Source organism: Paenibacillus sp. FSL R5-0744 (assembly GCF_037972555.1).
Classification (GTDB): domain Bacteria; phylum Bacillota; class Bacilli; order Paenibacillales; family Paenibacillaceae; genus Paenibacillus_AQ.
Genome location: NZ_CP150228.1, coordinates 2,115,439 through 2,130,518, shown reverse-complemented (window position 1 = coordinate 2,130,518; position 15,080 = coordinate 2,115,439). Strand labels below are relative to the sequence as shown.

Below are 15,080 nucleotides of genomic sequence, written 5' to 3'. Positions count from 1 at the left end.
ACAAAGAGAGGTATTACTTCATGAAGAAACCATTGAAAGAACAAAAAACAGTCTTACTCATTTTGCTAAGTAATATATTCATTGTTTTTCTAGGCGTTGGGTTGATCGTCCCTGTTATGCCATCCTTTATGAACATTATGCATTTGTCAGGTAAAACGATGGGGTATCTTGTAGCAGCATTTGCATTCGCGCAATTACTCATGTCTCCTCTGGCAGGGCGTTGGATTGACACTTACGGCAGAAAAAAAATGATCGTTATCGGCTTAGTGCTCTTCAGTGCATCGGAATTAATCTTTGGTTTAGGCACACATGTATCCGTTCTTTATATCGCCAGAATTCTTGGAGGGATTGCTGGTGCATTCATTATGCCTGCCGTCACAGCCTATGTTGCGGACATCACCTCAGTAGAGGAAAGACCTAAGGCAATGGGTTATGTTTCTGCCGCCATTAGTATCGGTTTTATTATTGGCCCAGGAATCGGAGGATTTATTACTGAACTAGGTATACGTGCTCCATTCTATTTTGCTGCTGGCTTCGCCTTAATCACTTGTATTTCGTCGATATTTATTCTGAAAGAGCCACTATCCAAAGAGCAGCTTTTGGAAATCAGTAAACTTAAAAAAGACACCAACTTTATCAGTGATCTGAAACGCTCGTTTCATCCAGCATATATTATTGCGTTTATAATAGTGTTTGTCCTCGCCTTTGGCTTATCGGCATATGAAACTGTGTTTAGCCTGTTTTCTGATCATAAATTTGGCTTCACTCCACGGGATATTGCAACCATCATTACAATAAGCTCAATCTTCGGGGTGGTTGTGCAGGTCTTTTTATTCGGTAAAATGGTAGATAAGCTCGGTGAAAAAAAGCTCATTCAACTCTGCTTAATTGCTGGCGTAGCCTTAGCTGTAGCCTCCACCATGATCAATAACTATTTAACTGTTCTGCTAGTAACCTGCTTCATCTTTCTCGCATTTGACCTACTCCGTCCAGCACTAACGACCTATTTATCAAAAACGGCTGAAAAAGAGCAAGGCTTTGTCGCTGGCATGAACTCAACCTATACTAGCCTTGGTAATATCATCGGACCTGCATTAGGCGGAGTATTATTTGATGTAAACATCAACTATCCATATCTCTTTGCGGCTGTCATTATGTTTATTGGTCTTGTAATTACGATGGTATGGAAAGAAAAACAAGCTACTAGTGGGTTGGTAAACTAAGGTAAGGAACAACTGCGAATAGTAAGATTTACAAAATAAAAACAGCTCGCCCTCTATGAGGACTCGAGCTGCTCAGGCTGTCGAGAATGTCTCGACAGCTTTCTTTATATCTAATCATTTACAGTCTTCATCACGTATTTTATCCTCGTTCCCACTGCTTGTACATTAAATATACAAAAAACGGAGTCCCTAACCATCACTTCATGACCAGTACCATTGATTTCAATTTGCTTGAGAATAATTCTTCAACCTAGAATGGATTGATCACATGGAAAAAGACGTTAGGCGACGCCATACGGTAATAATAGCTGCACCAGCCTGCACCTTTGTCGGTGAAACGGTTCGTCGTGCTATACAGCAATCGTTCCTGCTCCAGCTCCTCGATCCGTTCGAGCTTTCCGTCCGCATATTCTAACAGTCTCATGCTCGCTGTATCCAGCCGGCTTACAACGCCGCCGTAACGAATATCGAGCACCTCCCAGCCGAACGGTTTGAACATCGATAGCCATTGCTTCCGGTGTGCAGCGCGAAGATTTTGCACACCCAGCGAGATTTCGGGCAAAACATCCTCTGCAATCCGCCTAAGCACTGCCTTGTCTCCACTGTCATAAGCGCGCTTCAGCTCAAGACCGATTTCGCTCTTCTGCTTCAACACCGCACATAGCTTTTGTGGCACCTCAAACAAGTAATCTAGCTCTGCCTCAGCTTTTCTGCGGCTAGCAATTTCACCTTCCGCCCATGCATAATGAGCCGCCATATCTAGCCCATCAATCTGTTTGTCGAACAGCCCCAGCAGTACATCCTGATACAACAGAAACTTAGACGGATTGCTCTGCTTCTGATTATTTGGTGCAGCTCCCGGTGTCTCGTCCAAATACTTCAGCCCCATGTAAGCGTCCGCCTCGATGCCGGTGCAGAACCGAACGCGCTCGGCCAACGCCTTGTCAGTCGGCGTCGACGAAGAATAAGCATGCTCCGCATAAAACTGCAAGCCGAGCAAAGCGATGTACGGATTGCTCTCCATTCCGTCGTCACCCCACATCGTCGCATAAACTTCCCTGATGCCTTCCTTCTTGCATACCTTCAGCGCTGCATCGGTCGCTGGCAAGGATAGCCCGTAATTGACGCCGAACGTATTGAATACCCACACAGCACCCGCAAAAATAAGATTATTACCGAGCGGCCGGTGTTTGGCGATCAATGTTTCGTAGTCCTTCTCCTCGACATGGTTATAGTCCCAGTAAACCATATCTATGTCCTTAGGAATGCGGCTCGACATGTCCTCTGATATTTGCGTCTCATGGCCATAATAATCTTCACCGTTAGCTGAAGCCAGCTTCAGGAACATATCGCTCCACATCATCGGTTTCAACCCTAAGCGTCGAGTTACTACGAGCACCCGCTCCAGATGGCCTGTCATGATATCAAAACGGTTCATATGTCCATTGCGATCCAAAAATTTACCGCGTCCAAGCTCTTCCGCTTCATCCATGCCGATGTGGATTTTCCGGCTGCGGAACGGCGCGCTAATGCTGACAATCATATTTTCTACCAGACGATCGGTCTTCTCCGCTCCAACTAGCAACGCGCCTTTTGTATCTTTATATTCCTTTACCGGCTCCCATTTCAAAAACTCCTCCAAATGAGCCAGTGTCTGAATGCTCGGGAACGCTTCAATGCCGAATTGATCGGCGTAATCGTCGATTTCCTTCAACTCCGCCGCCGAGTAACGGCCGCGCATATAGCCGAAATAAGGCTCGCCTTCTATCTCGTAAGTGTCTTCCAAATAGAGCATGACGCTATTCAAGCCCATCAGCGCCATTTTGCGCAGCATAAACTTGAAGCTTTCAACGGTTAGCACTCCATTGCGCGATAAATCAAACATCGGACCGATTGCATCGAATTGTTGTTGCTCTGTAATTTGAAATTGCTCTCCGCCACTAATCTTCTGTATCAACAGTCCCAAGCCGCGGAAGAACTGATGTTTAGCACTATAACGAATATAAGCGCTTTTACCATCATAACCCACTTCCAGTTCTCCTGAAGACGGTTCTACCAAAACAGGAATTCCATCCTCCGACCATTCTGACTTAAGTTCGGCAAGCAGCAACTGAAGTCCTGATTGAAGCTCGCTCAATTCTCCTATAAAATGTAACTTCACTATCAATCCCTCCACAAAAATGAAATATATATAAAATTACACCAAAAACTCGATCAAGGGTGTTAACCTTTGACCGAGCCTGCTACCATGCCTTTCATAATTTGCTCTTGGAAGATCAAAAAGATGAGAATGGTTGGTATTGCAGCAATAAACATCGCACCCATCGTTAAGCTGTAGTCCGTTCCGAATCCATCGGAGAAGAGCGACAAGCTGAGGGGCAGCGTCTTCAACGCTTGAGAATTAATAAAGACGAGCGCGAAGGAGAAATCATTCCAAAACCTCAAAAATGCAAGAATTGTAATCGTAGCGACGATCGGCAGGGACAATGGGAAAATGATGCGTCCGAAGATTCCCCACCAGCCGTTGCCGTCGATCATCGCCGCTTCCTCTACTTCTCTCGGAATGGATACGATGTAGGACATTCCAAGGAAGATCGCAATTGGTAATTCAAATGCCGTATACGGTAGGATGAGTGACCAGTACGTATTCAGCATCCCGAGCTTGTTCATGAAAATAAACAATGGAACGAGTGTGCTATGAATTGGAATGAGCATGCCTAGCAAGAACAATCCTTTGATAACGCCACTCAACTTGAATGGGAACCGGGCAAGCACATAAGCTGCAAGCATGCCGAGCACAATGGTCAGCAGCAGTGCTGAGAGGGTAACAATTGTGGAGTTGAGCACCGCCCGGCCCATATTTCCGAGATCCCATGCCCGGGTTATATTGTCGAACTGCCAATGCTGCGGCCAGGAATAGGGACGATTGAAAAATTCCTGATTCGACTTGAATGCACTTATTCCTAACCAGTATAGCGGATACAATGTAATTATGGCATAAAATAACAGGATGATTTTCGCAATTCCGGAAATCGGCTTACGCCACAGCGAGCCTCTCATCTTCTCCGACCGAGCGTCTATCATTGCTTGCATAGCGATTCACTCCTTCATCGGCCGGGCTAACATTAGCCGACCGCCCATTAGCCGCGTCTCTTCGTGATGATATGATTTAGGCCAATGAGCACGGCGCTAATCAGAATAATCATTGTGGATACCGCAGAGCCGTAGCCGTAACGGTATACCGTAAAGGTGTTATTGTACATATATGTGGCGAGCAATTCTGTCGATTGTGCAGGACCGCCGCGCGTCATGACGATAACATGGTCGAATGCCTTCAAACTTCCAGATATGCACAGTACGATGGTTACAACAACTGTTCCCCAAATTATCGGGAGCGTCACGAAAAATAGCTTTCTCCAGGCTACCGCCCCGTCGATCTTCGCAGCATCTTCAATTTCTGAAGAGATATTTTGGAGTGCAGCGATGAAAATGATAAGATACGGGCCGATATTCGCCCAGTTAATCGGGATCGATACGGCAAACATATTGATTTTAGGGTCGTCTAGCCAAGGCCGGCGCCAAGATTCCAGTCCCAGCGTCTCCAATAATTGATTCAGCAAACCGATTTGCGGGTGATAAATATAGCCCCAGATGAGACCGACGACGACTGTAGACAGCACCATCGGGAGAAATACAGCGGAGCGCATCAACCGATTGAACATCGTGTTCTTGAGCAAGAACAATGACAGCAGCAATGCGACCGATACTTGACCTATTACTGCCGAGACAACAAGGATCAGGTTGTTTTTCAGTGCTCTCCAGAATACTGGATCCTCTAGTATCATTCGATAATTATCCAACCCGATAAGCTTAGCAGCACCGAGTCCCTTCCACTCAAAGAAACCGTAGTAAGCTGACCAAAAAATCGGAACGATCGCAAAGATGATAAAGATGAGTAGTGCAGGAAGCAGCGCCATGATGACGAAGCTTCTGCTGCGCAATGATGCAGGCATGGCGACAGCCTCCTTTACGTACTTTTGTCTGATTACTTTTTAGTCGAACGCGCTTGCGCATCCTGCAGTTTTTTAGCTACATCCTCCGGCTTACCGCCCATCATAAGCTCTTGAAGACCGTTGTTGATCACTTCGCCTGCTTCAGCAGATAAATAGGCGTCATATACCGGCGTAATTTCAGAATTCACAGCCAATTCATAAGCTTTGAAGTAAAGCGGGCTTACTTTAGACTTATCCAGTTCTACTTTGTACATAACCATTGAGTTGCTTTCTGCGATCGCCTTTTGGCCATCCGGTCCGCTTACTGCGTAGATCAGATCAAGCGCTGCCTGCTTCTGTGCGCCTTTTGTATTTTTGTTAAGCGCGAAGCCTGCGCCTGCGCCACCGGAAATCGTATTCGGTTTGCCTGCTCCACCTTCTACGCCAGGCATTGTTGTCACTTCGATAGGTGCCAACTGCTCTGGAGTTGCGGATGCTGCAAGATTCGTAAGCGACCAAGCGCCGTTAATCATCATAGCTGCCTTGCCTTGAATGAAGTATTGCTCTGCTTGCGTGTTGTCGATGCTGTTTGCGCCATCTTGAAACGCTTTATTGTCAACGAGCTCTTTGTACTTGCCCAAAGCGTCAATGAACACAGGATCTGTAAAAGATGCTCCATCTTGAGCTGCAGCTTTCAAGAACCATTCCGTGCCCGTCACGCGGTCAGCCAACGAACCGATAATCGTCGATTGTGCAACCCATGGCGCTTTATTGCCGAGGGCAATCGGCGTAATGCCGTTGTCGTTGAACGTTTTAATTGCAGTCATCATCTCTTCCCAAGTCGTCGGCACTTTTACACTATGCTTCTCGAAAAGATCTTTGTTATAATACATGAACGAAGTTGCTGACATACCGAGCGGCGTTGTGAAAATTTGTCCTTTTTCAAACTCATAGCGGTCGAATGCACCTGCCAAGAAACTGTTCTTCCATTCTGGGTATTTATCCATCAACTCTGTAATCGGTTGAAGCTTACCGGCATCATAGAACTCTTGGGATTGGCTGCCCGCATATACGAAAAATACGTCTGGCATTTCATTTGCCGCAGCCACCGTGCTTAGGCGTTGACGATAACCGTCAACCGGGATCGCTTGCGCGTCTACCTCTACGTCTGGATGCTCCTCTTTATACTTGTCGATCAGGTCTCTAACCGCTTTGGCACGAAGGTCGTCACCCGCGAAGTTATGCCATATTGAAATTTTCGTTTTTTCTTCAGAGCTTTTGTTCCCTTCATTGCTCTGCTCTTTGTTGCCGCTATTGTTGCAAGCGGTTGCCAAAAGGGCAATCATCAAGATAATTGTCGTTACAAACGCAAGTCTCTTCTTCATTCAAATATTCCCCCTTTAGTAATAACCCTAGTATAGATAAGACAGACGATAAGTCGTAGGGGGGATAATTAAGCGCTTACGGGGGATATTTTCACCTTCGTCAATTCATCTTGATCGATATTGCGAAGGGGTTTCGCCACTGTACCGCTTAAAAAGCTGGTTAAAATGCTTCATATCCTCGTAACCTACCCGCCTAGCGATCTCGCTTACCTTCGCCGGCGTTTCCTTCAACAAACGGCTAGCCCATTCCATTCTCGCTTCCGTTACATACTCAATATAGTTTTTACCTGTTTCCTGTTTAAACAGCTTGCTAAAATAGTTTGGATTCATATGTACGCTTGCCGCTACCTGCGCCAAAGACAAGCTGTCTGCAAGATGCTCGCGGATATAGGCTACAGTTCGGTCAATGGCTTCATTCCGGCTGCCATTTAATCGTTCATACTGCGCATGGATTGCAAGCAACATCTGCTGCAAAGTTTCTTCTGGATTCGCAGTAAGCAGCTTTATGTCCAGCTGTTCAATCTGTGGAAGCTTTGGCATCGATTGACCAACGGATGCTGCTGCACGCTCTAGCCAGCGGTACCCCCCAACAATCAAGGAATGCAAATACGCTTGAACGGAACAAGGCGTCGCTTCCGCATCCTGTCTAATGCTCTCCAGTTCACCTTTAATCCACTGCTGTACGACTTCTCGACTCCCGCTTCTTAGAACGGCGGTTAACTTACTCTCCACTTCTTCCGTACAAACGGTCCGCATTCCTTTCCGGTCTTTAATATCCTCATAGGCCAGCATTCTTGCTTCCTCTGCCAACCAGCGGTACGAGGCGGTATGTTCGGCGGTGCGAAGTGACTCCCTAAGTTCTGCCAAATTGCTGGCCCATACACCGCATGCTGCAAAAAAAGGCTGGCTATAAACGCGCTCCGCCCGCTCCATCGACGCCTTAACCAATCGCTTCGCGCCCGGCTGCCCCCTGCGGAAAATAAGCAGCCATCCATAGTCCCAATCCAGAATGACACAGCCAAGTGAATCCCTAATCATCGCAGCCGCCTCATTCATTTCACTTTCCGTCTCCTTCTTCATTGTCAGTGGATATGCAGATGTCACTAGCCATAGCTCTAGCTTCTCCATATCCGATCCGAGCCTCAGCTCAGGATAATAGATCAACAGTTCCTCACTTTCACGCTCCGTCAGGAGATTGTCCCCGCGAAGAAACCGATCCAGTTGCTTCCAACGGTATGCCGTTTGATGGATGGCGCCTTGATGATCAGCCTCCCGTCTATTGACGATACGCTGCTTCACGCGCATAACCGCAGTCATAATATCGCCAGGACGGCTATTTTTAAGCAAATAATCACTTATTCCTTCCCGCATCGCTTGCTGTGCATATGCGAAATCATCGAATCCAGACAATATAACAATTTCAATGTAAGGAAAATTCCGCTTAACCTCGCGAGACAATTCCAATCCCGTCATTCCCGTCATCCGAATATCGGTTAAAATGATGTCAGGACACTCTATCGGAATGCGCATCAGCGCTTCCTCTGCAGAAGCAGCCGGCGCGAGCAGCTCAATGCCATTCTCTTCCCATTTAATAACCGTGCTAAGGCCGGTCCTAATAATGACTTCGTCATCTACAATTAAAAGCTTCATGTGCACATTCTCCTTCCTTCCCACAAAGGTTGCAGCCTATTTGATTTCTGATTGGAGCGGTATAATCGTAAAACTAACTTTAGTGCCGCTTCCTTCTACGCTTTCGATCCGCAATCCGGCTTCATGCCCATAATGAAGCTGCAGCCGATTATGCACGTTGCGCAATCCGTAGCTACTACCTGCCGAGTCATTATTCTTCAGTGGATCAATGCCCAAGTTTGCACTTATCTTCTCCCTCAACAGCTCCAATCTTTCCCTGCTCATGCCGACACCGTCATCCTGAACGATAAACGTAATACGCTCTCCCACTGACACCGCTTTAACGATAATGCTTCCTTTACCCTCTCTTTTCAAAATGCCATGAATCATCGCATTTTCAATAAGCGGCTGGAGCAGCAACTTCAGCATTCTCATATCGAGCAACTCCGCCGGAATATTCGCCTCGTAATCAAATTTATCTGGATATCGAATAGACTGGATCTTCACATAATGATCTACATGCAAAATTTCTTGGCTGATTGCACAATATTCCTGTCCTTTATTTAAGCTGAAACGAAGAAAATCACTCAATGAGCCAACCATATCCGCAATTTTTTCGTCTCCCTTCATTAGCGCCATCCAGTGGACTGACGATAACGTATTGTATAGAAAATGCGGATTGATCTGAGCTTGAAGAGCCGACATGTCCGCTTCCTTCTTCAACGCCTCGTTGTGCTTCACCTCATCGGTTAGATTAATAATTCGCGAGCTCATCCGATTATAGCTAATAATCAGTTGTCCAACCTCATCGATCGATGTGACGGGCAGCGTAGGCAGCGGCTCGTCCGGGCTGGAATTCCTAAGAAAATTCGTTAATGCAGACAACGGCTTCGTCACCTTTTGAATAAGTACAAGGACGAACGCGATGACAAAAAGCATGGAAATGCTGACTGCAATTGCAGTTAACGTTAAAAAATACTGATTCTGCGCTCTGTAAGCTTTTGCCGGAATGATGCCTACGAGCCTCCAGTTAACATTCGGCATCTGATAGTATAATACTGTACTCCGCTCCTCCGCTTCTCGGTAATCGAACGAGTCCGACTTACCCTTGAATTCAACTATTCCGGGAAAATAATCGTTCAAGTTCTTGTTAGTCGAATACCCTTCCGGCCCAGCCAATATCCGATTTTGTTCGTCCAACAGCAGGGCGACGCCTTCACCCTCTAGTCCAGCTTGCTTTAAATGGCTAGAGATAACCGATTGCGTCAAGCTAATTTTAAGCATGCCGATATCGTAATATTTTGATGTGCTGCGAATCGGCCGCGACATCGTAATGACATCCTCTTTGCCGTCCGATGTAACGAAGTGATGTACCGGAGACCACCATTTAGGATATTTCTCATAATAACTGGGATATTCGCTCTGAATATCGGCCCATTCTGATTCGAGGACGGATCTGAAGGAAACCGACGGCTTATTATCTTCATTCGATTCGATCATGACATTGGCGATATATGGTTTGGAAATCGATAATGTTGTAAGTAAATTAACGATCGAGGTTTGCTTTAGCAAATCGTGTTCCGGTGTTTTCAAATAGCTTTGGACATCAGGGTGGCCGATGAGGAATAGTGATAGATTCTCAACATCGCTCACCATATTTTCCAAATAGGCCCCAATTTGCCGAAGCGTGTTCATGCCTGAACTTTTCGCTTTCTCTTCCGTTAAGCTTTCAGCAATATAATAGGAGAACAGTCCCAGAGACAACACCGGTACCAATACCGAAATAATAATCAACAAGCTCAGCTTCTGCTTTAACGATTTACCCAACCAGTTTTCCATCTTATCCTCCGTTCAGATTACCTTTATGCTCTGTTGCTAAATTGTAGCTTTCAAGACTTCCAGAAAACATGTTTGCGCTTTCATATTAACCTAAGTCGCTCGTCCCGACTAGAGTCTATTGTTGACTTGATGAAGCATTGCCTGGTCTTGAGGTCGTCGATGTACCGGGAGAGAGCACCGGATCTTACCTCAGCACAAAAAAATAGACCGCCCTCTCGCAAAGGAATACAGTCTATTTCCTGTTTGATCCTTCGAAAAGCGGCTATTGCACCGGCAGTCGTGTTTCCACACGGCTCGCTTGCATTGCATATTTTTTCTCTCCAAACTATTCCATGAAAGAAACCTAATAAAAAGCCACTCCACTCTCCACACAACAAAAAAAAACGGCATTTCTGCCGTTTCTTTAGGATGGACTCTCAGGGGCTCGAACCCTGGACAAATAGATTAAGAATCTACTGCTCTACCAACTGAGCTTAAGAGTCCATATGATGTTTTGTGGAGCCAAGGGGGATCGAATCCCTGACCTCATCGCTGCCAGCGATGCGCTCTCCCGCCATTGTTGGTTTCACTACCAAAGACACCCCGAGGCAATCAAAAATTTTCCAAAAAACAACTGGCAATCCATTCTATGGATTTCGTCGGGACGACGTTATCCGGCTATACGCCGCATGACCCTCGGTCCGAAGGCCCCGACCTGGAACTCGTCCGGTGGATGAGCGAAGCGCTGTGCGTTACCGTTCGTCGCGGAAGGCGCATCAGGACACCCGAGGAAGCGCGGGACGACTTACCGGCTTCATCCGTCCATTCAGGAAGTTTATTCTGTATCGTCGAAAAAGCACATTCCGGTCGCGTTGCCGCGCTAATCGGAATGTGCTTTAATCAATTGTTCCCGCGTCTACTCCTGCTGCTGCCCCTCGATTAATTGAAGAACGCGATACAAGAACGTCGCCGCTTCCGCTCTGCTGGTCGTACTCTTCGGCTTCATATAGCCGCCCGAGCCCGTAACCAGCCCATGCTCGAACAGAGTTGCCACGCTGTCCGCAGCATATGGCGCAATCTGGCTCGCATCACGGAAGCCCTCAAGTGTTGAACCGGATGCGGACGTCTTGATTGCCCCCGTCGTTTGAAGCGCTCGGGTTAGCATAACCATAGCGTCCTGGCGGCTGATTGAGTCACGAGGAGCAAAGTTAACTTCGTTCACTCCCGAAACGATTCCCAATTGCTTGACGATGGACACCGCATCGTAGTAATAATCATTCGGTTTCACATCGGTGAACGTCGAGGTAATCTCGGCGCGCAGGTCAAGCATGTTCACCAGCATAAGGACAAAATCAGCTCGCGTTACTTGATTTGCGGGGCTGAAAGTGCCATTTTCGATCGAAGTCCCTTTGACGATGCCTCTTTCGGCCAGCTTCTCTATCGCCTCGCGCGCCCATTCATGCTTGCCAAGGTCAGTGAACGCAACTGGTTTCTTGCCGCCGACAGCATAGACGCCGACTTGGTCGATGGAGAATCGCAGTACGCCCTTGTCTTTGTCATAAGACGTGCCATCAATTGCCGCCGCGCTGTCGCCCGTCAGCTCGAAAGCTTGCAGATCAGCAGCTTGCTCGCCCGCTTGAAGCGAATACGGAATCGCAATGGAAATCGGTGCCTTCGCATTGTTCCAAGACAGAGCTTCACCGTCCAGTTGCAATGCAACTTCAACGATTGGCCTGTTGCCGATCCGGCCAGCCGCTTCGTTGCCGCGATACTCGCCTGCATGGTCGCTTACGATAACGAGCAGCTTTCCGGCATTCTCCTTGACTCCAGCCAGCATGTCGCCAGTCAAAGCAAGCTGGGCATACGGCGTGGAGATATGCAAAATCAGATTAGACTGGTTCGTCAGATTAGCTGCGGGAAGCTCCAAAGCATAGCTGACAGCCGCGTTCGACAGCTTTAATTCAAGACGAATATGCTTGTTGCCGTTGCTGTCGGCTGTTGCCTTGAGAATCGCGGCATTCAGATCTGCTACTCCGACCGAAGCCACAGCCTGATTGCCTTTCAATGTCGGGACAAGCACGGCTTTGACTGAATCGTACGTTTGCAACGTATACGGATCTTGCGCCGAACCGCCTCCAATGCTGCCCCCATTGCCTCCGCCAGTGGAAGGCGGCTTGCGATATTCGAAGGCGGCCTGCGCTGGAGTCGTCATGTCATCCGTTTCAAGCTCGACCGTATACAGTCCTTGCTCTTCTCCGGTCAACGTAAAGGCGATGCGGAAGCTTCCGTCATCCTCAGTGCCCGTCTGGCCGGTATATTGAATGTTGCCTTTTGGGTCAAGCACTTTGACATACAAATGTTCTTTCTTGCCGTTCATGACTAACCCATTGATCGTAACTTTCTTCGTGGAGGCGTCCACGGCGGCTTGTATGCCGTCCAATGTCTTCAGCTCTTGCCGCTGGGAAAGATTGTACACGCCGAATTCATAGAAGGAATAACCGTAGAACGTAGCCCGATTCAGTCCCTCAAACTTGATGTATCTCGCCGTCGTTGCCGGGAATACCAGCGTATTCTTGCCGTCGGACGCTTTAACCACGCCATTGTTGCCGACTTTCAAGGGCTCCCACGTCTGCTTATCATCCGAGACGCTCAGACGGTATTGGTCCGCGCGCGCATATTCCCAATCGATGCGGACCGTATCGAAGGTTTGCTTGCTGTCCAGATCGATCTGGAACCAAGCCGTATCGCGCACTTGGCTCGCCCAGCGCGTACCCGGTGCGCCATCCAGCGCCTTAGAAGGCTCTAGACCTGCGGCTTCCGTCGAGGATGCCTCTGCTTCTTTGTCTTGTGCGATGCTGCCAATCTCGTAATACACGCCTTCCTTCAGGGCCGTATAAGCGCCTTCCGTTACAAATTCAAGGCCTTTAGCCCCTTCCAGCTTCGCATTGAATGCCAGCAAATAGCCTATGGCTTCCTCAGGATCGCTCTCTTGCGTACGCTTCATCATAATCAGAGCGTTGCGCATAGCGCGTACCGTATCGGCATTGCTAAGCTGCTTGTTGTCTGCGTATTTATCAACAAGACCCAATAGACCTTCAGCGCCCAAACGAGCTTCTATTACGAACTTAACCGTCTTGGATTTGGCAGCCGCCACCGTCAGCTCCAACACATGCTTGCCCGGCTTGCCCGTCAGATCTACTATAGTTCCTTGCGTATAAGGTTTGCCGTCATACTTGGCCGTTACTTTGACGATACCGCTGTCATCATCTCCCGGAATGGCCCAGGTGAAGGCGGCCTGTGTCGTATCAGGCACAATCGTATGCTCCGAGATCGGCTCCCCGTTCATGAGCGCTACAACATCAGGCGCAGCGGCGTCTTGCTTCTGATAAGTGCCCTTCACGAATTGGTACAGCCAATCGTAGAGGACGCGGATAGCAGGATCCTCGCTTTTCGCCGCGCTGAAAATGGCGTTGTTGCCTTGATAATACGCTCTATACCCTTGCTGCATTAGCCCTGTATCCACGCCGCTGTTCAAGTAATCGATGAACCGCTCGCGGAAGACGGCGTCATTGATCATCCGGTCATCGAACTCCAGCTCCAGCGACATGCCGTACCGTTTCGCCATATCCGCTGTATCTTCCAGACGCGAGAACTCCATTTTCTCGAAGAAATAGTTCGGCTGCAGAGATACGGCATCGATGCCGACATCCTTCCACATGAATTTCTTATAAGCCAAAGAATGAGGGATCCAGAACATCTTCAGGTCTGCGTTATGAACGATGTCGCTCGCTTTCTTGACCATCTCCGGGCCAGTCGAATGCGTGCTTATTTGTTCCTCCAGCCAATACATGCCGACGAGCTCCAGATTCGAGTAGCCCGCAGCTGCCCATCTTGCTTGCACTTCATCGGTCCACCACTGAATCGCTTTGGCCCGGTTGTTCAGCGATACGTCATTACCGACCACACTTAGGTTGAAGTCCAGATTTTCATCATTAATGCTGCCAAAATCGGACTGATATTCGCCCGGATCGGGTATCATCATAACAACCTTCGTCTTACGGTCAGGCTCGCCAAGCTTCGCGCCTACCTCGGCCGTCGCCTCGTTCAGCGCGCTCATATCGCCGCCGGTGTTAAACGTTTTATTCAAATACCATTCCCATTCCACTCTTCTGGCTTTGCCGGCCGCTTCAACCGCGCCGAAGCCTCTGCCGTTTTCCGACGTCAAACCCAGATACAGCACGCCGTCGAACAGCCAATCGACAGGCTCTCCCTGCTTGTTCACATAGCTGATATTAGGGATAACCCGTTCCTTCGTCCAGGTTCCTGTACCATCCGGGTAATGCCCGTTATACAGCAAGCCCAAATTTTCAATTCCGCCAGTAGCCTCCCCAGGTTGCTGGAGACCATAAGGTTCGGGCTGCACTGGCTGGGCTCCGTCGATCAAGCCGTCCGCGCCGGTTATCGTCACCTCGTCGATCATAGTCCACGCCCTCGGATGCACGGAGAACACCACTTTCACATACTGAGCGTAAACCAATCCTTCGGTATAATCGCCACGCTTGACGACTCCGGTCTCTGGGCTGCCGTCCCATTTATACGTCTCGGTGTTGGTCTGATCGCCCCATAACAATTTAGTAGCATTATGAGACAATACGCCCCAGTTCACCCCATCGTCAGACGCGTAGAATGAAACGGTGAGCGGTACAAGCGTTTCGTTGTTCGGCCAATCTTGCAAGAAACGCGCGCTAACGTCCTTGATCGTTTTTTGCTCGCCTAGATCAAACACAACCGAACGGGATTTCTTGTAGCGGTGGCCCACCCAGTTGCCGCTGTCACGGGATGTGTCTACGGCATTGCCGTCCGTCAGCTTCGTCCCGTCATCCGGGAAAGCGTCCTCCGGCTGATCCAACCATGTGTACGTTTTTCCTTGAACCAAATTATAAAAGCTGGCACTCTCTCCGCCCGGCTCCTCCGCATACACGGAGGATATCAACGAGAACAGCATGACCGGGACAAGCAGCAAAGCAGTCAAA

At 48.4% G+C, this 15,080-nt stretch carries 9 protein-coding genes and 1 tRNA gene; 2 read left to right on the top strand and 8 right to left on the bottom strand.

Going from position 1 to position 15,080, the window contains the following annotated elements:
• The first annotated feature begins 20 nt into the window (after nt 1-20).
• Nucleotides 21-1,223 (top strand): MFS transporter, encoded by a 1,203-nt coding sequence (locus tag MKY19_RS09175; RefSeq protein ID WP_339246617.1) that lies wholly within the window; start codon nt 21-23, stop codon nt 1,221-1,223.
• A 250-nt stretch (nt 1,224-1,473) separates the two neighbouring features.
• Here MKY19_RS09175 and MKY19_RS09170 read toward each other — a convergent pair whose 3' ends face one another.
• The 7 genes from MKY19_RS09170 to MKY19_RS09140 form a co-directional block, all read right to left on the bottom strand.
• Nucleotides 1,474-3,384 (bottom strand): beta-N-acetylhexosaminidase, encoded by a 1,911-nt coding sequence (locus MKY19_RS09170; protein WP_339802122.1) that lies wholly within the window; start codon nt 3,382-3,384, stop codon nt 1,474-1,476.
• A gap of 62 nt (nt 3,385-3,446) precedes the next feature.
• Entirely contained in the window at nt 3,447-4,307 is an 861-nt protein-coding gene (locus MKY19_RS09165; RefSeq protein ID WP_042193549.1) for a carbohydrate ABC transporter permease, read from the bottom strand.
• Between the two features lie 56 nt (nt 4,308-4,363).
• Nucleotides 4,364-5,236 carry a sugar ABC transporter permease gene (locus MKY19_RS09160; protein ID WP_042186574.1) on the bottom strand — a complete coding sequence of 291 codons (873 nt, stop codon included), beginning with the start codon at nt 5,234-5,236 and terminating at the stop codon, nt 4,364-4,366.
• A gap of 32 nt (nt 5,237-5,268) precedes the next feature.
• Entirely contained in the window at nt 5,269-6,600 is a 1,332-nt protein-coding gene (locus MKY19_RS09155) for an extracellular solute-binding protein (RefSeq protein ID WP_339802119.1), read from the bottom strand.
• A gap of 105 nt (nt 6,601-6,705) precedes the next feature.
• Nucleotides 6,706-8,250 (bottom strand): helix-turn-helix domain-containing protein, encoded by a 1,545-nt coding sequence (locus MKY19_RS09150; protein WP_339802116.1) that lies wholly within the window; start codon nt 8,248-8,250, stop codon nt 6,706-6,708.
• 36 nt (nt 8,251-8,286) lie between these two features.
• Nucleotides 8,287-10,068, bottom strand: a complete 1,782-nt coding sequence (locus MKY19_RS09145; protein WP_339802114.1) for a sensor histidine kinase — start codon at nt 10,066-10,068, stop codon at nt 8,287-8,289.
• Between the two features lie 409 nt (nt 10,069-10,477).
• A tRNA-Lys gene (locus MKY19_RS09140) sits at nt 10,478-10,551 on the bottom strand.
• A 145-nt stretch (nt 10,552-10,696) separates the two neighbouring features.
• On the opposite strand from MKY19_RS09140, the gene MKY19_RS09135 reads away from it, so the two are divergent.
• Nucleotides 10,697-10,990: a hypothetical protein gene (locus MKY19_RS09135; protein WP_339802111.1), complete on the top strand. Its 294-nt coding sequence runs from the start codon at nt 10,697-10,699 to the stop codon at nt 10,988-10,990.
• Here the strand turns inward: MKY19_RS09135 and MKY19_RS09130 are convergent.
• The gene (locus MKY19_RS09130) at nt 10,964-14,983 is read right to left on the bottom strand and encodes a DUF4855 domain-containing protein (RefSeq protein WP_339802107.1); all 4,020 of its coding nucleotides are present in this window, start codon (nt 14,981-14,983) and stop codon (nt 10,964-10,966) included. The two genes, MKY19_RS09135 and MKY19_RS09130, sit on opposite strands and share 27 nt — an antisense overlap.
• Nucleotides 14,984-15,080: the final 97 nt, after the last annotated feature.